The organism is Pelagerythrobacter marensis (assembly GCF_001028625.1).
GTDB lineage: Bacteria > Pseudomonadota > Alphaproteobacteria > Sphingomonadales > Sphingomonadaceae > Pelagerythrobacter > Pelagerythrobacter marensis.
Map to the genome: position 1 here is coordinate 2177651 of NZ_CP011805.1, position 19894 is coordinate 2197544.

24 protein-coding genes are annotated in these 19894 nt (G+C 69.4%); 23 read left to right on the plus strand and 1 reads right to left on the minus strand.

Annotated elements, in window-relative coordinates:
* The first annotated feature begins 70 nt into the window (after positions 1-70).
* From AM2010_RS10320 to AM2010_RS10340, 5 genes are all read left to right on the plus strand, one after another.
* The gene (locus tag AM2010_RS10320; RefSeq protein WP_047807902.1) at positions 71-454 is read left to right on the plus strand and encodes a response regulator; all 384 of its coding nucleotides are present in this window, start codon (positions 71-73) and stop codon (positions 452-454) included.
* A 110-nt stretch (positions 455-564) separates the two neighbouring features.
* Positions 565-810: an acyl carrier protein gene (locus AM2010_RS10325; RefSeq protein ID WP_047806988.1), complete on the plus strand. Its 246-nt coding sequence runs from the start codon at positions 565-567 to the stop codon at positions 808-810.
* Positions 807-2057, plus strand: a complete 1251-nt coding sequence (spt, locus tag AM2010_RS10330) for a serine palmitoyltransferase (protein WP_047806989.1) — start codon at positions 807-809, stop codon at positions 2055-2057. The genes AM2010_RS10325 and spt overlap by 4 nt, the downstream gene beginning before the upstream one ends.
* A gap of 32 nt (positions 2058-2089) precedes the next feature.
* Positions 2090-3112, plus strand: a complete 1023-nt coding sequence (locus AM2010_RS10335; protein ID WP_150115340.1) for a GSU2403 family nucleotidyltransferase fold protein — start codon at positions 2090-2092, stop codon at positions 3110-3112.
* Positions 3113-3151: 39 nt separating this feature from the next.
* A complete protein-coding gene (locus AM2010_RS10340; RefSeq protein WP_047807903.1) occupies positions 3152-3583 on the plus strand; it encodes an OsmC family protein in 432 nt (143 codons plus the stop codon).
* A 6-nt stretch (positions 3584-3589) separates the two neighbouring features.
* Here AM2010_RS10340 and AM2010_RS10345 read toward each other — a convergent pair whose 3' ends face one another.
* Positions 3590-4228 carry a YqaA family protein gene (locus tag AM2010_RS10345; protein ID WP_047806991.1) on the minus strand — a complete coding sequence of 213 codons (639 nt, stop codon included), beginning with the start codon at positions 4226-4228 and terminating at the stop codon, positions 3590-3592.
* A gap of 355 nt (positions 4229-4583) precedes the next feature.
* Here AM2010_RS10345 and AM2010_RS10350 point away from each other — a divergent pair, with 355 nt between their 5' ends.
* The 18 genes from AM2010_RS10350 to AM2010_RS10430 all read left to right on the plus strand — a co-directional run bounded on the left by AM2010_RS10350 (position 4584) and on the right by AM2010_RS10430 (position 19742).
* The gene (locus tag AM2010_RS10350; protein WP_047806992.1) at positions 4584-5120 is read left to right on the plus strand and encodes a hypothetical protein; all 537 of its coding nucleotides are present in this window, start codon (positions 4584-4586) and stop codon (positions 5118-5120) included.
* The gene (locus AM2010_RS10355) at positions 5107-6474 is read left to right on the plus strand and encodes a DNA-packaging protein (RefSeq protein WP_047806993.1); all 1368 of its coding nucleotides are present in this window, start codon (positions 5107-5109) and stop codon (positions 6472-6474) included. The genes AM2010_RS10350 and AM2010_RS10355 overlap by 14 nt, the downstream gene beginning before the upstream one ends.
* 171 nt (positions 6475-6645) lie before the next feature.
* Positions 6646-7782, plus strand: a complete 1137-nt coding sequence (locus AM2010_RS10360) for a phage portal protein (RefSeq protein ID WP_047806994.1) — start codon at positions 6646-6648, stop codon at positions 7780-7782.
* 174 nt (positions 7783-7956) lie between these two features.
* The gene (locus AM2010_RS10365) at positions 7957-8265 is read left to right on the plus strand and encodes a DUF6127 family protein (protein ID WP_047806995.1); all 309 of its coding nucleotides are present in this window, start codon (positions 7957-7959) and stop codon (positions 8263-8265) included.
* Positions 8265-8654 (plus strand): HK97 family phage prohead protease, encoded by a 390-nt coding sequence (locus AM2010_RS10370; RefSeq protein WP_047806996.1) that lies wholly within the window; start codon positions 8265-8267, stop codon positions 8652-8654. Before AM2010_RS10365 ends, AM2010_RS10370 begins: the two co-directional genes overlap by 1 nt.
* Positions 8655-8844: 190 nt before the next feature.
* Complete coding sequence (locus tag AM2010_RS10375; protein WP_047806997.1) at positions 8845-9999, plus strand: phage major capsid protein; 1155 nt, start codon at positions 8845-8847, stop codon at positions 9997-9999.
* A 297-nt stretch (positions 10000-10296) separates the two neighbouring features.
* Positions 10297-10848, plus strand: coding sequence for a head-tail connector protein (locus AM2010_RS10380; RefSeq protein ID WP_047806998.1), 552 nt, complete (start codon positions 10297-10299; stop codon positions 10846-10848).
* On the plus strand, positions 10845-11015 hold the full coding sequence (locus AM2010_RS14210) for a hypothetical protein (protein ID WP_156178734.1): 171 nt from the start codon (positions 10845-10847) through the stop codon (positions 11013-11015). Before AM2010_RS10380 ends, AM2010_RS14210 begins: the two co-directional genes overlap by 4 nt.
* 3 nt (positions 11016-11018) lie before the next feature.
* On the plus strand, positions 11019-11423 hold the full coding sequence (gp17, locus tag AM2010_RS10385) for a tail completion protein gp17 (protein WP_047806999.1): 405 nt from the start codon (positions 11019-11021) through the stop codon (positions 11421-11423).
* A 181-nt stretch (positions 11424-11604) separates the two neighbouring features.
* Complete coding sequence (locus AM2010_RS10390) at positions 11605-12012, plus strand: phage major tail protein, TP901-1 family (RefSeq protein ID WP_047807000.1); 408 nt, start codon at positions 11605-11607, stop codon at positions 12010-12012.
* On the plus strand, positions 12009-12344 hold the full coding sequence (locus AM2010_RS10395; protein ID WP_047807001.1) for a gene transfer agent family protein: 336 nt from the start codon (positions 12009-12011) through the stop codon (positions 12342-12344). Before AM2010_RS10390 ends, AM2010_RS10395 begins: the two co-directional genes overlap by 4 nt.
* Positions 12345-12578, plus strand: coding sequence for a phage tail assembly chaperone (locus AM2010_RS10400; protein WP_082132882.1), 234 nt, complete (start codon positions 12345-12347; stop codon positions 12576-12578). It abuts the gene before it with no gap.
* Positions 12565-13140 (plus strand): hypothetical protein, encoded by a 576-nt coding sequence (locus AM2010_RS10405; protein ID WP_047807003.1) that lies wholly within the window; start codon positions 12565-12567, stop codon positions 13138-13140. The genes AM2010_RS10400 and AM2010_RS10405 overlap by 14 nt, the downstream gene beginning before the upstream one ends.
* A 366-nt stretch (positions 13141-13506) precedes the next feature.
* The gene (locus AM2010_RS10410; RefSeq protein WP_047807004.1) at positions 13507-15843 is read left to right on the plus strand and encodes a DUF2460 domain-containing protein; all 2337 of its coding nucleotides are present in this window, start codon (positions 13507-13509) and stop codon (positions 15841-15843) included.
* Positions 15840-16655, plus strand: coding sequence for a DUF2163 domain-containing protein (locus AM2010_RS10415; protein WP_047807005.1), 816 nt, complete (start codon positions 15840-15842; stop codon positions 16653-16655). The genes AM2010_RS10410 and AM2010_RS10415 overlap by 4 nt, the downstream gene beginning before the upstream one ends.
* Positions 16652-17068, plus strand: a complete 417-nt coding sequence (locus AM2010_RS10420) for an NlpC/P60 family protein (protein ID WP_047807006.1) — start codon at positions 16652-16654, stop codon at positions 17066-17068. The genes AM2010_RS10415 and AM2010_RS10420 overlap by 4 nt, the downstream gene beginning before the upstream one ends.
* 5 nt (positions 17069-17073) lie before the next feature.
* Positions 17074-19257: a phage tail protein gene (locus tag AM2010_RS10425; protein ID WP_047807007.1), complete on the plus strand. Its 2184-nt coding sequence runs from the start codon at positions 17074-17076 to the stop codon at positions 19255-19257.
* A 23-nt stretch (positions 19258-19280) separates the two neighbouring features.
* On the plus strand, positions 19281-19742 hold the full coding sequence (locus tag AM2010_RS10430) for a DUF2793 domain-containing protein (RefSeq protein ID WP_047807008.1): 462 nt from the start codon (positions 19281-19283) through the stop codon (positions 19740-19742).
* The last annotated feature ends 152 nt before the right edge of the window (positions 19743-19894 follow it).

Genomic DNA, 19894 nt, shown 5'->3' on the forward strand with positions numbered 1-19894 from the left:
TCAGCGTCCTCGTCAGCTCATAAGGCGGGCAGGCGGCAAGTTTAAGGAGCACGCCCCGGTGATCGAGGCTGTGGCAAAGAGAATACTGGTTGTCGAGGACAACGACCTCAACCGGAAACTGTTCTGCGACGTTCTGCGCGCAAGCGGGTTCGAGGTGGAGCCGGTGGCCGATGGCGAACTGGTGCTGGACGCCGCGCGCAGTTTCGCCCCCGATCTGGTGCTGATGGATATTCAGTTGCCCAACGTATCGGGCGTCGACCTGATCACCGCGCTCAAGGGCGAACATACCCTGGCGCAAGTGCCGGTGCTGGCCGTGACCGCCTATGCCGGCAAGGGGGACGAGGACCGGATTCGCGCGGCGGGCGCGGCCGATTATCTGGCCAAGCCGGTTTCGATCGGCCCGTTCATGGCGGCCGTGCGGCGCCTGGTCCCCGCGCAGGGCCAACCGGCGTAAGGCGCGGGCCGCAAACCCGTGATGCTTGACAAGCGGGGTGACGAACCGCTTTGCCGCATCGTAGGCATGGCGGGCACCGGCCCGCCGCATCGAGATTGGAACACTTTCGCATGGATCGCGCGCAAACCGACCAGACCATCAGATCGCTGATCGAACCGTTCAACCAGAAGGGCGTCGAAGTCACCGACGCGACGACGTTCGCCGGCGATCTCGAATTCGACAGCCTGACGGTGATGGATTTCGTCGCCGCGATCGAGGATGAATTCGACGTCATCATCTCGATGAACCAGCAGGCCGAAATCGAGACGTACGGCCAGCTCGTCGATGCGGTCCACAAGATGCAGGCCGACGCGTGAGCGAAGGCATCAGCCAGCCCGACCGGCCGCAGGTGCGCGAAGGCGACACGCCCGACCTGTTCAGCAAGTTCGACGATCTGATCGCGATGCGCGAGGGGCTGCTGGCCAGCGGGCAGGAAGATCCCTTCAACCTGGTGATGGAGAAAGTCCTCTCCCCCACCCGCGCGATCTGCAACGGGCGCGATACGATCCTGCTCGGCACGTACAATTACATGGGCATGACCTTCGACCCTGACGTCGTCGCCGCGGGCAAGCAGGCCCTGGCCGATTTTGGCAGCGGGACGACCGGCAGCCGCGTGCTCAATGGTACGTACCAGGGTCACCGGGAATGCGAAGACGCGCTGCGCGAATTCTACGCGATGGACCACGCGATGGTCTTTTCCACCGGGTACCTCGCCAATCTCGGGATCATCTCCACCATCGCGGGCAAGGGCGACTACATCGTCCTCGACATCGATAGCCACGCCAGCATCTGGGATGGGTGCGCGATGGGCAAGGCGGAAGTCGTGCCGTTCAAGCACAACGATGTCGAGGCGATGGAAAAGCGCCTGCGCCGCATTCCCGAAGGGGCAGGCAAGCTGGTCGTTCTGGAAGGCGTCTATTCGATGCTGGGCGACATTGCCCCGCTGAAGGAAATGGTCGCCATCGCGAAGAAACACGGCGCAATGGTGCTGGTGGACGAGGCCCATTCGATGGGTTTCATCGGCGAAAACGGCCGCGGCGTGGTCGAGCAGGCGGGCGTGATCGACGATGTCGATTTCATCATCGGCACTTTCTCGAAAAGCGTCGGCACCGTCGGCGGCTTCTGCGTGTCGAACCATCCCAAGTTCGAGATCATGCGACTGGTCTGCCGCCCTTATGTCTTCACCGCCTCGCTGCCCCCCAGCGTGGTCGCCACCGCGGCGACCAGCATTCGCAAGCTGATGCACGGCGGCAACAAGCGCGCGCACCTGTGGGAAAATTCGCGGCGGCTCCACGGCGGGCTGAAAGATCTGGGCTTCCAGCTCGGGACCGACGATCCGCAAAGCGCGATCGTCGCGGTGATCATGCCCGATCTCGCCAGGGGCGCGGCGATGTGGGAAGCGCTGCTGAAGGAAGGGCTCTACGTCAATCTCGCCCGCCCGCCGGCAACGCCCGCCAACATGACCCTGCTGCGCTGCTCGCTCTGCGCCGAACACTCGGCCGAAGAAGTCGAAACGATCCTCGGCATGTTCGAACGCGCGGGCAAGGCTGTCGGGATTATCTAATCGATTGAAATTGAACGATTTATCCTGCATTCTTGCGTTCTTCCAAAATGCAGGATAAATCGTTGCTCGTGGAAGACCGCGTAAGCCCCTTCAGCGACGAACAGGCGCGAGCGCTGATCAACCTGCGGCCGCGCTACGAGGCGATGATCGAGGCGCAGCGCGGCCTCTCCCAGCTGCCTTACAATCTCGTGCGCAAACGAGTGGGCAAGTACGAATATCTCTACGAGGCAATCGACAGGTCGAACAACGGCAAGAGCCTCGGCCGGATGTCACCCGAACTGGAACGACGGCTCGCCGATTATCGCACCACCAAGTCGGACCTGCAGCACCGCCTGACCAGGGCCAGCGGGCTGGTCGAAGAGATCGGACGCATGGCCCGCCCCCTGCATCTTCCGATGCTGTCGAGCGCAGCGGGCGAACTGCTGCGCGAGCTTGACCGGCGCCGGTTGCTCGACGAAACCCTGCTGGTCATCGGGACGAATTGCCTCCCGGCCTACGCTATCGAGGCCGGTGGCGCGATTGCAGATGCGCCCGACGAGACCGAAGACTTCGATCTCGCGTGGGTCGCCGAAGAGCAAGCCGAGGAGGCGGGACTATGGGCGGCGCTCAAGGCGGTCGATCCGACCTTCACGATCAATAGCGAGCGACATTGCCAGGCGCGGAACGCCGCGACCTACGAAGTCGATCTGCTGGTCGCGCCGTCGCGCGCCAGAACGCTCGCCCCGCGCGAACGGCCGCGCCCGATCCCGCTGCCTTCTCAGGAATGGCTGCTGCTCGGGCGCTCGGTCAATCAGGTCGTCCCGTGCCGTGACTGGACCGCCGCCCGGCTGGTAGTGCCCGACCCCCGCTGGTTCGCCCTGCACAAGCTTTGGCTCGCCGAGCAGCCCGAGCGTGACCCGTTGAAACGGCGCAAGGATCGGGCGCAGGGCAATGCCGTGCTCGACGCGGTCGCGCAGGCGATGCCGCACTATCCGCTCGATGCGGCATTCGCGCGGTCGATCCCGCAGGACCTTGCGCCGCTGTGGCGCGAATGGCGCGGCGGTGCGGAACGCTAGGGCGCGCCAGTCGTCTCGATGGTGAAGGAGATTGCGACGATGAAGACGACCAACACCGGCAGCGCGCGTTACGACGGGTTCGGCAAGGACGGCAAGGGCAGCCTGTCGACCGGCTCCGGCGCGCTGGACAATCAGCCCTACGGCTTCAACACCCGGTTCGAGGATGCGCCGGGCACCAATCCCGAAGAGCTGGTCGCCGCCGCCCATGCGAGCTGCTTCACCATGGCGCTCAGCTTCGCGCTCGCCCGCGCCGGGCACGAACAGGGCACGCTGGAAACGCAGGCCCGGGTGACGCTGGAGAAGGATGGCGAAGGCTTTACCGTCACCCGTTCCGACCTCACGCTCACCGGCAAGGTCGAAGGAATCGGGCGCGAGGATTTCGAGAAGCTGGCCGCCGAAGCGAAGGCCAATTGCCCGATTTCCAAGCTGCTCAAGGCCGAGATTTCGCTGGAGACGACGTTCGAGGGCTAGTGGGTTTCACCTCGCCGCTTCGATCGCCGCAGCGGCGCACTTGTGCTGGCCTGAATCGTCTCCGCCGGAAAGGTAGGACAGCGCGAGGAAGCCGCCCACCACCAGCACCGCGAAAACGGTGGTGACGGTCGCCAGGTATTCGTCGATCACCCGCTTGATCGGCGCGCCGAACATGCGGAACAGGATGCCCACGGTCATGAAGATCAGCGCCCGCCCGGCGATGCTGGCGAGGATGAAGGGCACCAGCGCCATTTCGATGAAACCGGCGGTGATCGTCAGCAGCTTGAACGGGACCGGGGTGCTTCCGGCGAGGAAGATCACTTCCCAGTCCCGCTCGCGCAAGTGGCAGGCGGCGACGGGGAATTCCTCCGCCAGGCCGATGGCGGAAAGCATCGCGGTACCGACCGTGTCGTAGAGGAAATAGCCGATCGCATAGCCGAACAGCCCGCCCAGAACCGACGCGAGCGTGCAGACCAACGCGAAGCGGATCGCCTTCTTCGGTTCGGCCAGGCACATCAGGCCCAGCAGCGGATGGGGCGGGATCGGGAAGAAACTCGATTCGATGAAACTGATCAGCGCCAGCCACCCTTCCGCATGGGGGTGCGCGGCCTTTTCCATCGTCCAGTTATAGAGTTTGCGCAGCATCGCCGCGCCCTATGCCAGCGGTGCGGGGCGCGCAAGCGAGTCGGGTATCGTCGGAACCTCCCCAACGGCTTGCGATGCGGAGGATTGCGTAGACGTGCGAGTCCCCGCGCAGGCGGGGACCCCGGGCCGCTGGCGCTTCGGGCGATAGCCTGAGGCCCCCGCCTTCGCAGGGGACCAGAAGGGAACGGACTGCTTGGACATGCCCTTGAAATAACCTATTTGGCACTTTTATCTTGACATCGCAACGATGATTGGTTAGGTAAGACGAACATCGCGATAGTGCGATTCGCCGGATTTCCTCGTTCGGCCCCACCCCTTCTTCAAGACCCCCTCCCTCAAGAAACGGACCAGAATCATGACCAAGGCGAAATCTTCGCCCGCTCGCGGCCGTGCGGCTTCGGGCAGGGCATGGCGCAAGCCCTTCCTGGCCGAACTTGCGCGCACCTCCAACGTCGCCGCCTCCGCCCGCGCGGCGGGGATCGAGGCCAGCGCGGCCTATAAGGCGCGCCGCAGCGACCCGGCCTTTGCCCACCATTGGTTCGAGGCACTGTGCGAGGGCTACGACAATCTGGAACTGGATATGCTGTGCCGCCTGCGCGAAGGCGAGCTGGCGGGTGCCACCACCCCGGCGGGCAAGGCGCGGCGCAAGTACGACAATGCCACCGCCTTCCGCCTGCTCGCGGCCCACCGGGCGAGCGTGCAGCGCGAACGCGGCCGCAACGATTACGCATACGAAGACGAGCTGCTCGCCTCCATCAATGCGAAGCTGGAGAAGATGCGCCAGCGCGTGCTTGCGGCGTCCGGGTCCGGCTCGGGCGCCGATGCGGCCGAGCGCGGGGAGCGCGAGAGCGCCCCTCCCGCCGCAACCGGAATGACCAATGGCGATCGATGAAACGCTCGATGCGCGGCTCGCCGCCCTGCTCCGCCTAGACTGCGACGATCGCCAGCGCGAGCTGGCCCGCCTGCCCGAGGCCGAGCGGCACGAGCTGCGCCATCACTGGGAACTGTGGGCCCGGCGCGACCAGTTGCCCCCGCCCGGCGACTGGTCCGCCTGGCTGGTCTGTGCCGGGCGCGGTTTCGGCAAGACGCGCGCCGGCGCGGAATGGGTGCGCGAAATCGCCAAGCGCGATCCGCGCGCCCGCATCGCACTGGTCGGGGCGAGCCTGGCCGAAGCGCGCGCGGTCATGGTCGAGGGCGAGAGCGGGATTCTCGCCTGCTCGCCGCCGCACCGGTGCCCGGTTTACGAGCCTTCGCTGCGCCGGCTTACCTGGCCCAACGGGGCGCTGGCCACGCTCTATTCGGCCGCCGAACCCGAAAGCCTGCGCGGCCCGCAGCACACCCATGCCTGGTGCGACGAGATCGCCAAGTGGGACATGGCGGGCGAGCGGGCAACGCGGGCGTGGGACAATCTCGCGCTCGGCCTGCGGCTCGGCGAGCGGCCCCGCGCGCTCGCCACCACGACGCCGCGCCCGGTCCCCCTCCTCCTGCGTCTGCTGGCGGGGGAGGAGACGGGCGAAGTCGCGGTGACGCGCGGGACCACGCTCGACAACCGGCCCAACCTGCCCGACCGGTTCGTGCAGGCGATCGAAAGCCAGTTCGGCGGCACCAGCTTCGCACGGCAGGAACTGGGCGGCGAGCTGCTGGACGAAGTCGACGGCGCATTGTGGAGCCGGGCGCTGCTCGAACGCTGCCGCATGGCGCAGGCGGGTGCCGTCCTGCCCGATGATCCGGTGCGCGTCGTCGTCGGGGTCGATCCCCCCGCCGGCACGCGCGGCGATGCCTGCGGAATCGTGGTCGCGGGGATGCTGCCAGGCGACGGGCTCCGCCAGCGCGGCGTGGTGCTTGCCGATTGCTCGGTAGAAGGGGCCAGCCCCGAAGGCTGGGCGCGCGCAGTGGCCGAAGCGGCCCGCGCGTGGGATGCCGATCGCGTGGTGGCGGAGGCGAACCAGGGCGGCGCAATGGTCGCCAGCGTGCTCCACGCCGCGGATCTGTCGCTGCCGCTGCGGCTGGTCCACGCCAGCCGCGGCAAGGCGGCCCGCGCCGAGCCGGTCGCCGCGCTCTACGAAAGCGGGCGGGTGCGCCACGCGGGGCTGTTCGCGCAACTGGAAGACCAGATGTGCGGGCTGATGGCCGGCGGCCGCTACCAAGGCCCCGGCCGCAGCCCCGACCGCGCCGACGCGCTCGTCTGGGCCCTGACCGAACTGATGCTGTCCCGGCGCACCAGGCCGCGGATTTCGGTGATCTGAAACGTTGCACGCGTCCCCGCACAGGCGGGGACCCCAGGCCGCCGACGCACCGCCCGATAGCCTGAGGCCCCCGCCTGCGCGGGGGCTCACACATGTTCCGAACAGAGCAATTCCCGCTCCTCCCCATCGCAAGACGGCGGAGAGGCTTCTTGCATCACGAAAGGAAACCCCATGTCCTTCCTCGCCACTATCGCTTCCGCCTTCAAGGGCGGGGGCGGGGCTCGTGTGCCGCTGGCGCGCGGGTTCGTTTCGCCCTGGGCGCTTGCTGTCGAAAGCGCGGGCGCGCCGCCTTACGAATATGGCCGCAGCGTGCGGCGGGCCTATCTCGACAATCCGGTCGCGCAGCGCAGCGTGCGGCTGGTCGCCGAAGGGGCCGGCAGCGCACCGGTCCAGGCCAGCGATCCGGCGCTCGCGGCACTGGTCGGCGCGACCAGCGCGGGCCAGGCGCTGGTGGAAACGGTCGCCGCGCACCTGCTGCTGCACGGCAATGCCTATGTCCAGGTGATGAAGGATGCCGCGGGCCAGCCGGTCGAGCTGTTCGCCCTGCGGCCCGAGCGGGTTTCGGTCGTGGCCGGGGACGACGGCTGGCCCGCCGCCTACGCTTACCGCCTGGCCGATCGCACGCTCACCATCGCGGTGGAGGACGATGCCGGATGGCCGAACCTGATCCACCTGCGGCATTTCCACCCGGCGGACGATCACTATGGCGCGGGCGCGCTCGCCGCGGCCGAACAGGCGGTGGCGATCCACAATGCCGCCTCTGCCTGGAACCGCGCCCTGCTGGAAAACGCCGCCCGCCCTTCCGGCGCGCTGGTGTTCGAAGGGGGCGACGGCGCGCCGTTGACCGGCGAACAGTTCGAACGGCTCAGGGGCGAACTCGCCGCCGGCTTTCAGGGACAGGCCAATGCCGGACGGCCGATGCTGCTCGAAGGCGGGCTGAAATGGCAGGCAATGGCCCATTCGCCGGCGGACATGGATTTCGCCACCCTGAAAGCCGCCGCCGCGCGCGACATCGCGCTGGCTTTCGGCGTGCCGCCGATGCTGCTCGGCCTGCCGGGCGACAACACATATGCCAATTACCGCGAGGCCAATCGCGCGCTCTGGCGGCTGACCCTGCTGCCGCTGGCGGGCAGGATTCTCGACGGTCTGGCCGAAGGGCTGGAAGCCTGGTTCCCGCAGGCCACGCTGGCGGTCGATCTCGACCGTGTGCCCGCGCTGGCCGAAGACCGGGAGAAGCTGTGGGCGCAGGTGAGCGCCGCCGATTTCCTCTCCGCCGAAGAAAAGCGCGCGCTGCTGGGGCTGGCGTAATTGAAGAGAGGGTCCTCCCTATCGTCTTGCGATGGGGAGGGGGACCGCGAGACGCGAAGCGGCTCGTGGTGGAGGGGCCTTGCGTGACATCGCCCCTCCGACCGACGCCTGCGGCGTCGTTCACCTCCCCAACGCAAGTCGTTGGGGAGGACTAGCGACAAGGATACCGATCACATGGACAGGACCGATATGATCGCCCGGCTGATGGCCGAGGCGAAGGACCACGGCTGCGAGCTGGTGACGCTGCGCGCGATCGTGGAAGAGGCGACCGATCTGGGCGCCGATCGCGCGCTCCAGCGCACCGGCCTCGCCGATCCCGACGCGCGCGAGGATCTGGCCGAGCTGCGCGAACTGCTCCAGGCCTGGCGCGATGCCAAGGCCAGCGCCTGGCGCGCGGCGATCGCCTGGCTTGTGCGCGGGGCGCTGGCGCTGCTGCTGATCGGTATCGCCGTGCGGCTGGGCCTGGCCGGGGCGCTGCGGTGATGCGGCTGGCCGGATACGCGGCGCTGTTCGGCCGCGCCGATGCCGCCCGCGACACGATCCGCCCCGGCGCCTTCGCCCGCACGCTGGCCGAGCGCGACGGACCCCTGCCGCTCTACTGGCAGCACCGGCCCGATCGGCGGATCGGCTGGATCGAACGGGCGCGCGAGGATGCGCGCGGCCTGCGCGTGATCGCCGCGCTCGACAATCCGGCCGGGCGCGCCGCCGCCCTGCTGCGCCACCGCGCGATAAGCGGCCTCAGCTTCGGATATCGCGCGCGCCGGTTCCACCGCGAGGCCGAGGGCCGCGTGCTGGAGGACGTGGAGCTGTTCGAGGTCAGTCTCGTCACCCACCCGCTCCAGCACGGCGCGCGGGTGTTTTTCGTTTGTTAGCCGGAGTTCTTTTGTTGGCCTCAGGCGCCTGAGACCGGTCCGCCACCGATAGTCCGCATCGCCAGTAATCCCGTGAGTCCCCGCGCAGGCGGGGACCTCGGGCCGCTGACGCTTCGCCCAATGGCCTGGGACCCCTGCCTTCGCGGAGGGCTCACACGCTTTCCCCACCCCCAAGAAAGGTGAATTACCTATGGATATGCCCGTCACCACCCCCGCCAGCGACACTGCCGCTGATCCGCTGGAGGAAAGCTTCGACCTGCTCGCCCGGCAGGAGAAGACCGAAAGCGACGTCGCCGCGCTGCGCGGCGATGTCGAGGAAGTGAAGGCCCGCGTCGACCGGATCGGCAGGGCGGCCACGCGCCCGGCGCTGTCCGGCGCCTCCGCCAGCCCCGAGGTCAAGGGCTTCGTCGAGGGATATCTGCGGCGCGGCAGCACGGCGGAAGTGAAGTCGCTTTCCACCGGGGTGCCCGCCGATGGCGGCTATGCCGTCCCGCGTGAAATCGACGCCGCGATCGCGCGCGAGCTGACCGCGATCAGCCCGATCCGCGGCATCGCGCAAGTCGTGCAGACCGGCAGCAGCGGCTATCGCAAGCTGGTCAGCACCGGGGACACCGCGTCGGGCTGGGTCAGCGAGACGGCCGCGCGGCCCGAAACCGATACCCCGCAGTTCGCCGAAATCGCACCGCCGACCGGCGAACTCTACGCCAACCCGGCGGCGAGCCAGGCGATGCTCGACGATGCGGCCTTCGATGTCGAAGCCTGGCTGGCGAGCGAGATCGGGCAGGAATTCGCCCGCGCCGAAGGGGCCGCCTTCGTCAACGGGACCGGCACCGACCAGCCGCAGGGCTTCCTCGCCGGGCCGTCCGCCACCGCCGGCGACGGCGCGCGCGCGTTCGGTACGCTGCAATATATCGGCAGCGGCGATGCCGCGGGGCTGGGCAGCGAGCCCGAGCTGACGCTGATCGTGCTCGTCCACACGCTCAAGGCCGGATATCGCCAGGGCGCCAGCTTCGTGATGAACTCGGCAACCCTGGCCGAAGTGCGCAAGCTCAAGACCGCCGACGGCGCATTCCTGTGGCAGCCGGGGATGGTCGAGGGGCAGCCCGATCGCCTGCTCGGCTACCCGGTGGTGGAGGCGGAGGACATGCCCGATATCGGCGCGGGCGCCTGCCCGATCGCCTTCGGCAACTTCCGCGCCGGATACCTGATCGCCGAACGCTCCGCCACGCAGATCCTGCGCGACCCCTTCACCAACAAGCCCTTCGTCCACTTCTACGCCACCAGGCGCGTGGGCGGCCAAGTGCTCGATTCGAACGCGATCAAGCTGCTGAAGATCGAGGCGTAGCGGGAGGGAGTCTTTGGTTTCGCGCCCGCATCCGCGGGCGCGATATCCTCGCTCCCTTCGGTCGCTGCGGGCGGCCGGTCGGCCTTGCGGTCCGCTGTTCGCGGACCGGACCTCTCCAGGCATCCGCGGCCGGGAAGGGGCCTCTTCAGGCACTTCCGGTTGGAAAGGTCCGGGGCTGCGCAAGCAGCCCCGCAAGCGCGACCGCGCGCCCGGAGCGCTCCGCGCGGAGGAAAGCCAAGGGGCCGGATGGCCCCGCCGGCGCCTGAGGTGCCAACAAGAAAGAAAGGACACCCGCACATGAGGCGGACCATATTGACGCCGCCCGATTTCACGGGCGGCGCGCTGGCCGATGTCAAGCAGTGGCTGGCGATCACCAGCGCCGCGCAGGATGGCGCGCTTGCCCGCCTGATCGGCGCGGCGGCCGAAGCCTGCGAGGCCTTTACCGGCACCCTGCCGCTGGAGGCGACGTGCGAGGACGTGCTGCCCGCCAGCCGCGAATGGCAGACGCTGGCCGCGCGGCCGGTCAACGCGATCCTGGCGGTCGAGGGCATTCCGGCCGAAGGGGCGCGCTTCGCCCTGCCCGCCGAAGCCTATGCGATCGCGCTCGACCACGACGGGTCGGGCCGGGTGCGCGTGATGCATCCCGGCGCAGCGGGGCGGATCGCCGTGCGGTATACCGCCGGATACGCGAGCGACTGGGCCGCCCTGCCCGATACCCTGCGCCACGGGATCGTGCGGCTGGCCGCCGAACTGTTCCGCGCGCAGGACGGCGGCGGGCCCGGCGCGCGCATCCTGCCTGCCGCGGTCGCCGCGCTGTGGCACCCCTGGCGCCGGATGCGGCTGACATGATCGCGGCCCGCATCCGCCAGTCGCCCGCCGCGCTGTCCGCCATCCTCGCCCGCAAGGCCGCGCGCATCGCCCGCGCACGGGCCGAAGAGGCGCTGCGGGCGCGGCGGGGCGAGGCCTCCCGCTGGCGCGAGCCGCGCCTGCTCTGGCCCCTGTTCGCAAAGGATTGAGCGATGGAACATGCCCTGCGCGCCGCGCTGATCGAATGGCTGCGCACCGCGCCCGCCCCCCTGAACGCGCTCAACATGGTGGAGGAAGAAGCGCCCCTGCGCGCCGCGCCGCCCTGGCTGGGCATTGCCGCGAGCGCGAGCGCGGACTGGAGCACCAAGGACCGCGCGGGGCGCGAAATCCGCCTGGCGCTGGAACTGCGCACCCGCGGCGACGATCCGGCGGCCGACGGCGCGCTGGTCACCGCGCTGGATCGCCGGGTGGAGGACCTGCCGCGGCAGCAGCCGGAGTTCGCGATCGCCTCGACCTTTTTCCTGCGCGCCCGCGCCGAGCGCCGCGCGAACAACCGCCGCAGTATGCTGCTGGAATACCGGTTCCGCTGCCTGGCGAACCAGAGTCGTTCCCCTTGAGACGGCACAAACTCCCCTCCCGCTTGCGGGAGGGGAGCGAGACTTGGCCGCGCGAAGCGACGCCTAGTCGCAGCGGGGTGGGCCCTGCCAGACCGCAATTCGCCATCGGGCCCACCCCCGGCCCCTCCCGCAAGCGGGAGGGGGGATTTTTGTTTCGTTTCCCATCTTTTGGAGTACCCCTATGACCGCCCAGAAAGGTTCCGCCTTCCTCCTCAAGATCGGCGACGGCGGCGATCCGCCTGCTTACGCCACCGTCGCCGGGCTGCGCACGACGCAGATGTCGGTCAACGGCGATACCGTCGTCGTCACCCACAAGCAGAGCGGCGGCTGGCGCGATCTGCTTTCGGGCGCGGGGACGCGCTCTGTCTCGGTCGCGGCGAGCGGGATCTTCCTCGCCAGCGAGGCGGAAGCGGCGATCCGCGCCCATGCGCTGGCCGGAACAATCGACGATTACGAGCTGTCGTTCGAGGATGGCGAGCGGATGCGCGGGCGCTTCCTCGTCCAGCGGCTCGACTACGCCGGCGATTTCAACGGCGAGCGGACTTACACGATGCAGCTCGAAAGCTCCGGCCCCGTGGTGCCGGCATGAACGGGCAGCCCGCCGCCTCTCACCCGCCGGCCAATCCGCATCGGGGCGAAGCTGCGCTGCCGGTCGCCGGGGCCATGCGCCGCCTGCGCCCCAGCTTCGCCGCGCTGGTCGCGGCGGAGGAAGACCTGGGCCCGCTGTTCGCACTGGTCGAGCGGGCGGGCGAAGGGCGGCTGGCCCTGTCCGAAATCGCCACCCTGTTCTGGCACTGCATGGACGATCACGAAGGCCTGTCGCGTGAGGCGGTCGGCCAGGCGGTGATCGAACAGGGGCTGGCCGCCTGCACCCGCCCGCTGCGCGTGCTGCTGGGCCAGATCCTCAAGGGATCGGGCTAGATGGGTACGAAACCCCCCTCCTGCCCGCGGGAGGGGGGATTGTCGTTCGGCGCCGTCGCCCTCTCCCTCGCCGGGCTGGCGGCGCGCGTGCTGGGCTGGCGGCCCGACGATTTCTGGCGCGCGACCCCGGCGGAACTGGCGACCAGCCTGGCCGACCCGGCCGCCCCGCCCGCCGCGCCGACGCGCGCGGATATCGAACGCATGATGGAGCGCGAGAACGATGGACGAGATTGACGAATTGCTGATCGAGGTTCGCGCGGGCACCCAGGGCTTCGCGCAGGATATCGCGCAGATGCGCGGCACGTTCGATGCCACGCTGGTCGATGGCTTTCGCGACGCGGGCGCGGTGCTCGAACGCGGGCTGCTGTCCGCCGTGCGCCGGGGCAGCCTGGGGTTCGAGGATCTGAAACGCACGGCACTGGCCGCGATCGACCAGATCGCCGCCCAATCGCTGCGGCTCGGCCTCGATTCGCTGTTCGGGGGGGGCACCGGCCCTTCGACCGGGGGGCTGGGCGGGCTTCTGGGTGGCCTCGCCGGCGCGCTGTTCGGCCTGCCCGGCCGCGCCACCGGCGGACCCGTTTCGCCCGGCCGTCCCTATCTGGTGGGCGAGCGCGGACCGGAAATGTTCGTCCCCACCAGCGCCGGCCGGGTCGAGGCCTCGCCCGGCCCCACCGCCGCGCGCGCGGTGCGCGTTTCGATCGGCATAGCCGCCCCGCGCGGCACCACCGCCCCAGTCGCCCTCCAACGCTCCAGCCGCCAGGTCGCGAGCGCGGTGCGGCGGGCTTTGATCGGGTGAGATTTTTTGGGCGTCGGGAGGATTGGTTTTTTGTGCGTCAAGCGGGGGTTTTTGTTGGGCCTCAAGCGCCGGCGGCCGCATCCGCGGCCTTGGCTATCCTCGCTCCCTACGGTCGCTGCGGGCGGCCGGTCGGCCTTGCGGTCCGCTGGTCGCGGACCGAATCTTTCCAGGCATCCGTGACCGGGGCGGGGCCTCTTCAGGCACTCGTGGCCAGGAAGGGTCCGGGGCTGCGACCAGCAGCCCCGCAAGCGCGACCGCGCGCCCGGAGCGCTCCGCGCGGAGGAAAGCCAAGGCCGCGGATGCGGCCGCCGGCGCCTGAGGCGCAAAAAACTTCGCCTGAGGCCCCAACAAAAAGGACACCAAACAATGCCCTACTGGCTTGCGCGCGAGCGGCGTGGGCAGGATGGCGACTGGATCCAGCGGTTCGATCCGCGTTTCTGGACGGTCGACTTCCCGCGCCCGATGATGGCCTGCGTGGTCGCGACCGCGCCCGATGCCCTGCGCGTCGATTGCGAGTTCCTGTACGAAGGCCAGCTCTCCGGGCTGATCTGGTCGAGCGAGGACCGGCTCGATCACCCGCTGCTCGCCTATGAAACCCGGCGCGACTATTCGCACGCCGTCCTGCGCTTTCACTGGCGTTCGGGCGGGATCATCGCGCTCGACCAGGCGAACGGGCCGACCCTGACGATCGAGGGGCGCGATGCGGCGGGGCAGGCGCGCAGCTGGTATGTCCGGCTGTGGAACTATGCCAGCGGCACCCCCACCGATGCGCAAGTAGAGCTGCCCTTCTCCGCTCTGGGGAGCGGCTGGTTCCTGCCGGGCACGCCGGTCCACCCGGCGGACATCGACCGCATGTTCATCTCGCTGGTTCCCGAAGGCTTCGTCCCCGGCAGCACGGCGCCGCTGGCCACGCGGGGCGAAGGGTTCGTCGAACTGAGCGGGATCGCCTATCACGGCGACCACGCAAGCCTGGCGATCGGCGATGTCATGCTGCCCCCGCATGAGGAACGGATCGCGACCGCTTACGACGATGCCTACAACCAGGAACCGACCCGGCTGCTGCGCAATATTCGCGGGCTCGGCTATCGCGACCGCATCCTGCACTATCTGGGCATGAGCCACTTCCCCCGGCTGGAAGCCGAAGGCGGGGCGATGCCCGTCGCGCGACCGGCGGCGATCTGCACCCCGGCGCGGCGCTGGCACGAACGGTTCTATGCCGCGGCGGGGGCCGCCGGATATGCGGTGATCAATTCGCTGTCCTACGAACTGCTGGCCGATCACTGCCCCGCCGAATGGCAGCAGCGCGCGCACGATGGCAGCGCGGCCCGCACCGGATGGGACCCGCCCTCTGCCCTGCTTTCCCCGGCCAATGGGGAGGCGATGGCCTGGCTGCAATCGGCCGCGGTGCAGTTCACCGCGATGCAACAGGCCGCGGGCCTGCCGGTGCTGTTCCAGGTGGGCGAGCCGTGGTGGTGGGTCGTCCCGCACAGCGGCGCGCCGTGCCTCTACGACGATGCCGCGGTTGCGGCCCTGGGCGGCTCGCCGCCGGTGATCGCCGACATGCGCGCCCCGCTGGACGGCGCGCAGACCGCGCTGCTGGACGATGCCGGGGCATTGCTGGCGCAATCGACCACGGCGCTGGGGCAGGCGGTGCGCGATACGGCGGGCGGGGCGGCGGGCGGCACGGCGGAGATTCTGCTGCTCGCCTTCACGCCGACGATTCTCGACCCCGCCATGCCCGAACTGAAACGCGCCAACCTGCCGGCGGGCTGGGCCTGGCCGGCTTTCGACCGGCTCCAGCTGGAAGACTACGACTGGCTGACCGCCGGTTTCGACGCCCGCTGCCGGGCCGCGATTGCCGAAGTCGATGCCCGGCTCGGCTATCCGGTCGAGCGGCAGGATTACCTTTCGGGCTTCGTGCTCGATCCCGCCGATGCGGAAGCATTCTGGCCCCGGATCGACGCCGCGCTGGACCGCGCCGCCGCGCGCGGGGTGGGCCAGCGCTACGTCTGGGCGCTGCCGCAGGTGGCGCGCGATGGATACACGCGGCTGCCGCCGCCGAAGGAGGATGACGTGCAGGCTTTCGACGACGTGGAATATCCGCTCGCGCTGGGGCGCGACGCGGCGGTCAGCCCCGAGTTCTCGACCTCGATCGCGCTCACCGCATCGGGGCACGAACGGCGCAATACGCTGTGGTCCGATGCGCGGTTGCGGTTCGATGTCGGGCCCGGCATCCGCTCCGAAGAGGAGCTGGGCACGCTGATCGCCTTCTTCCGCGCACGGCGCGGGGCGGCGCGCGGGTTTCGCCTGCGCGATCCCTTCGATCACAGCTCCGGCGGAATGACCGGCCCGCCCGGCCCGCTCGACCAGCCGCTCGGCACCGGGGACGGCGCGCGCGACAGCTTCGCGCTGGTCAAGCTCTATGGCGATGGCGCACAGGCGCAGCGGCGGCCGATCACCCGGCCGCGCGCGGGCACGGTGCGCGTCTCGGTGAACGGGGTCGAAAGCTTTGCCTGGACCCTGCTGCCCGGCGGCCGCGTCCAGTTCGTCGAGGCCCCACCCGCCGGGGCGGACATTCGCGCCGGGTTCCTGTTCGACGTACCCGTGCGGTTCGAGCAGGACCGGCTCGACGTGACCGGCGCGAACTTCGCCGCCGGCGAGGCGCCTTCTGTGCCGCTGATCGAAATCCGCGAGGCGACATGAGCCGGGCCTTCTTCGCGCGCGCACTCGATACGGTCGCGACGTTCTGGCGCATCTATCGCCGCGACGGGGTTGCGCTCGGCTTCGTCACCCACGATCGCGATCTGCGCTTCGACGGGCTGCTTCACCGCGCCGCGCCGGGCATGGTGCCCCATGCCCTGCGCCGTACCGCCGGCCTGGCCGACGACAGCGCCGAAGTGCGCGGCGCGCTGACGCACGACGGGATCGCCGCGGCCGACCTTGCCGCGGGCCGGTTCGACGGGGCGCGGGTGGAAGTCGGCGCGATCGACTGGGAGAGCCTGGAGCGCACGACGCTGTACACGGGCACGATCGGGCGCGTCGGCGCGAACGCCGGGCAGTTCGGGGCCGAGCTGCACTCTGCCAAGGCGGCGCTCGAGCGCGACTATATCCCGCGCACCAGCCCGACCTGCCGGGCGCAGTTCTGCGGACCGGGCTGCGATCTCCCCCCCGCGCTGTTCACGCACGAAACGGCCCTTGAGGCGGTCGACTTGGAGGCCAATGCCGCCGTCTTTTCGGCTCCCGAATGGTCCCGCATGGCCGGCGGGCGAGTCCGCTGGATCGACGGGCCGCATTGCGGGATGGCAATGCGCGTGCTTGCCGCATCGGCGGAAGGGCTGGTGCTCGACAGGCCGCTCGATCCGGCACTGGCGCCGGGCACCCGGGCGGAACTGCGCGAAGGGTGCGACCGCCGGCTGGCCACATGCGCCGGGCGTTTCGGCAATGCCGCCAATTTCCGGGGCGAGCCCTACGTCCCGGGCCTCGATCTGCTCGCGCGCTATCCGGTCGCCCGATGACCGATAATACCGGGGCAGCGGTGGCCCGCGCGGCGGAGGCGCTGGTCGGCGTGCCCTTTCGCCTCCACGGGCGCGATCCGCGAATCGGGCTCGACTGCATCGGCCTCGTCGCTGCCGCGCTTCGGGGCGCGGGCCGGAAGGTCGATCCGCCTGCCGGCTATGGCCTGCGCAATCGCGACCCCGCCGATCCCGATGCAATCGCCCGCCGCTGCGCGCTCCTGCCGGCACGCGGGCCGGTGCGGGGCGGAGACATTCTTATGGTTCGCCCCGGCCCGGCACAGATGCACCTGCTCGTCTGTGCCGGGCCGGATCGTTTCATTCACGCCCATGCCGGGCTGCGCCGGGTCGTGGCGATGCCGGGGCCAATGCCCTGGCCCATCCTCCGCCAATGGCGCCCTGCCGAAAAGGACTGAACGCAATGGCTACTCTGGTACTCGGCACTATCGGCACGCTGGTCGGCGGCCCCATTGGCGGGGCGCTGGGCGCGCTGGTGGGGCGCGGGATCGACAGCAGCGTGATCGGTGGCAACGGGCGCGAAGGCCCGCGGCTGAAAGACCTGGCGGTCACCACATCCAGTTATGGCCAGCCCCTGCCCCGCCATTTCGGGCGGATGCGCGTCGCGGGCAGTGTGATCTGGGCCACCGATCTGGTCGAAAACCGGGAAAGCGAAGGCGGCGGCAAGGGCCGGCCGAAGACGACGACCTACAGCTATTCCATCTCGTTCGCGGTCGCGCTCGCCAGCCGCCCTATCGCCGAGGTCGGGCGGATCTGGGCTGACGGCAACCTGCTGCGCGGCGCGGCCGGCGATCTCAAGACCGGGGGCACGATGCGCCTCTATCGCGGGCACGGCGACCAGCGGCCCGACCCACTGATCGCTGCCGCCCAGGGTGACGGGTGCCCGGCCTTTCGCGGTTGCGCCTATGTCGTGTTCGAGGATCTCGACCTTGCGGATTTCGGCAATCGCATCCCCGCCCTCACGTTCGAAGTGATCGCGGATAGCGGCGGGGTCGCGCTGGCCGACGTGATTGAACCGCTGGTGCCCGATGCCGCCGGCGCTGTCGCGCTGCCGGGCCTCGGCGGTTACTCCTACGAAGGCGGGAGCTTGCGCGGCAGCCTGGAGACGATCGACAGCCTGTTTCCGCTGGCCGGCGACTGCGCCGGTGCGCAGCTCACCATTGCAAGCGGCGATCCGCCCGCGCAATCCGCCATGCTTCTGCCCGAGCCGGTCGTCGTCCCGGGCGATGGGGACGACACGGGCAGTTCAGGCCCCGAATACGAACGTGATGCCGGGCATCCCGATGTCCCCGGCTCGCTGCGCTATTACGATAGCGAACGCGATTATCAGCCCGGCCTGCAACGAAGCGACCCCGGTGGAGACGCGGGGCGGACGCTGGAATTTCCTGGCATGCTTTCCCCCGACGACGCCCGCGCCCTGATCGATGCCCTCAACACCCGCGCTCAGGGTTCGCGCGACAGGCTGTCGCTGCGGGTGGCCGAAGTGAACCCCGCGATCGGCCCCGGCGCGCTGGTGCGCGTGCCGGACATCGACGGATTGTGGCGGATCGAAAGCTGGGAGTGGGATCAGGACGGCGTTGCGCTGGAACTGCGGCGACACATGACGATGCGGCTCGCGCCCTCTCCGGGGGACGCAGGCACCCCCTCCAGGCCGGTCGACAGTGCCCCCTCGCCCACGCTTCTGCGCGCGTTCGAACTGCCCTGGGAGGGGATGGGCGATTCGTCGGACCCGCCGATCTACGCCGCTGTCAGCGCGCCCGGCCCCGGCTGGCGCGGGGCGGCGCTCTATCTCGATCGCGCGGGAGCGCTTGAGGATCTTGGCCCCGCCGACCGCAGGCGCGCCGTTACCGGCGTTCTGGCGGCGATGCTGCCGCCTTCGCCCGCCCGGCTTCTCGAACGCGGCGCAACCCTGGCAGTCGATCTTGCCGGGGCGGACATGGTGCTGGGCTCTGCCAGTGCCGAAGCGCTGGCGACCGGCGTAAACCGCCTTCTGATCGGGGAGGAGATCGTGCAATTTTCGAGTGCCGCGCGCGAGAGCGACTATCGCTGGAGACTGGAAGGGTTGCTGCGCGGACGCGGCGCGACCGAAGCCGCCGCCGCCACTGGCCACCCTGCAGGTGCACCGGTTACGCTGCTAGACACGGCGCTGACGCCGCTCGCGATCGACCGCGCGCTGCACGCCCAGCCGCCCGTAATCGCCGCGATCGGCCGCGCCGAAGACGATCCGGTCATGGCCACGGTCGAAAGTTTCGGGCGCGCGCGCAGGCCGCTGGCCCCGGTCCATCCGCGGAGCCGGGTCCTCCCATCCGGCGCGCTCGCGCTGGAGTGGACCCGCCGTGCACGCGGCGCATGGCGCTGGCTACCCGAAGTCGACGCTCCGCTCGTCGAAGAGGCCGAGCGCTACCGCGTCGGCGTCGGCCCGTTCGCGAGCCCGCTGGAAAGCTGGGAAACCGCCGAACCCCACCTGACGCTCGAGGCCAGCCGCCACGCCGCACTGTCTGCCGAGGCGCCAGGCGCGCCTGTCTGGGTGCGGCAGATCGGCAGCTTCGCTGCGTCCGACCCTCTCCCCTTGTGCACTCTCGACTGAACGCCCGAACAGGAGCCTCCATCATGACACAACCGGCCGCCTTCGCTTCCACCACTGCCAGGTTCGCGCTGCCCCACCTTTTTCCGGCGCAGGCTCAGAAGGAATTCGTGGTCAACGAATCGCTCGCACGGATCGACGCCCTGCTTCACTGCACGGTCGAAGGGACCGCGAACGAGCCCCCCGTCGACCCTGCCGAAGGGGCCAGCTGGATCGTTTCCGACACGCCTGCCGGCGCGTGGACCGGACAGGCCGGAGCCATTGCCGCCTATCAGGCAGGGACCTGGCTATTTCTCGCGCCCAACCGAGGAATGCGTATTTTCGACAAATCCAAATCGGCGTTTGCCCATTTCGATGGCGGGTGGCACTATGCCCTTCCACCAGCGCTGCCTGCGGGCGGCAACTCGATCGACGAAGAGGCGCGAACGGCAATCGGTAACCTGATCGAAACACTTAGAGTTGCAGGGATTCTTTCGGCAACTGGGTGAGGAACCCGATCGCCGGTCGTGCGTTCGGGGGGTACAGGAGGGTCGTTTTCGATCAAGATTTCGGTCACAACATCCCAAATCGAGGCATTAATGCAACAGTTTTGGGCGATTGGCCGCTTGCCTCCCTCTTGGGGAAAAGTTAGAAAACCCGC

Excerpts from the sequence above, each read along its gene's own strand:
- AM2010_RS10325 (WP_047806988.1), top strand. The coding sequence starts at position 565 with ATGGATCGCGCGCAAACCGACCAGACCATCAGATCGCTGATCGAACCG.
- AM2010_RS10340 (WP_047807903.1), top strand. The coding sequence starts at position 3,152 with ATGAAGACGACCAACACCGGCAGCGCGCGTTACGACGGGTTCGGCAAG.
- AM2010_RS10345 (WP_047806991.1), bottom strand. The coding sequence starts at position 4,228 with ATGCTGCGCAAACTCTATAACTGGACGATGGAAAAGGCCGCGCACCCC.
- AM2010_RS10350 (WP_047806992.1), top strand. The coding sequence starts at position 4,584 with ATGACCAAGGCGAAATCTTCGCCCGCTCGCGGCCGTGCGGCTTCGGGC.
- AM2010_RS10355 (WP_047806993.1), top strand. The coding sequence starts at position 5,107 with ATGGCGATCGATGAAACGCTCGATGCGCGGCTCGCCGCCCTGCTCCGC.
- AM2010_RS10360 (WP_047806994.1), top strand. The coding sequence starts at position 6,646 with ATGTCCTTCCTCGCCACTATCGCTTCCGCCTTCAAGGGCGGGGGCGGG.
- AM2010_RS10365 (WP_047806995.1), top strand. The coding sequence starts at position 7,957 with ATGGACAGGACCGATATGATCGCCCGGCTGATGGCCGAGGCGAAGGAC.
- AM2010_RS10370 (WP_047806996.1), top strand. The coding sequence starts at position 8,265 with ATGCGGCTGGCCGGATACGCGGCGCTGTTCGGCCGCGCCGATGCCGCC.
- AM2010_RS10375 (WP_047806997.1), top strand. The coding sequence starts at position 8,845 with ATGGATATGCCCGTCACCACCCCCGCCAGCGACACTGCCGCTGATCCG.
- AM2010_RS10380 (WP_047806998.1), top strand. The coding sequence starts at position 10,297 with ATGAGGCGGACCATATTGACGCCGCCCGATTTCACGGGCGGCGCGCTG.
- AM2010_RS14210 (WP_156178734.1), top strand. The coding sequence starts at position 10,845 with ATGATCGCGGCCCGCATCCGCCAGTCGCCCGCCGCGCTGTCCGCCATC.
- gp17 (WP_047806999.1), top strand. The coding sequence starts at position 11,019 with ATGGAACATGCCCTGCGCGCCGCGCTGATCGAATGGCTGCGCACCGCG.
- AM2010_RS10390 (WP_047807000.1), top strand. The coding sequence starts at position 11,605 with ATGACCGCCCAGAAAGGTTCCGCCTTCCTCCTCAAGATCGGCGACGGC.
- AM2010_RS10395 (WP_047807001.1), top strand. The coding sequence starts at position 12,009 with ATGAACGGGCAGCCCGCCGCCTCTCACCCGCCGGCCAATCCGCATCGG.
- AM2010_RS10400 (WP_082132882.1), top strand. The coding sequence starts at position 12,345 with ATGGGTACGAAACCCCCCTCCTGCCCGCGGGAGGGGGGATTGTCGTTC.
- AM2010_RS10405 (WP_047807003.1), top strand. The coding sequence starts at position 12,565 with ATGGACGAGATTGACGAATTGCTGATCGAGGTTCGCGCGGGCACCCAG.
- AM2010_RS10410 (WP_047807004.1), top strand. The coding sequence starts at position 13,507 with ATGCCCTACTGGCTTGCGCGCGAGCGGCGTGGGCAGGATGGCGACTGG.
- AM2010_RS10415 (WP_047807005.1), top strand. The coding sequence starts at position 15,840 with ATGAGCCGGGCCTTCTTCGCGCGCGCACTCGATACGGTCGCGACGTTC.
- AM2010_RS10420 (WP_047807006.1), top strand. The coding sequence starts at position 16,652 with ATGACCGATAATACCGGGGCAGCGGTGGCCCGCGCGGCGGAGGCGCTG.
- AM2010_RS10425 (WP_047807007.1), top strand. The coding sequence starts at position 17,074 with ATGGCTACTCTGGTACTCGGCACTATCGGCACGCTGGTCGGCGGCCCC.
- AM2010_RS10430 (WP_047807008.1), top strand. The coding sequence starts at position 19,281 with ATGACACAACCGGCCGCCTTCGCTTCCACCACTGCCAGGTTCGCGCTG.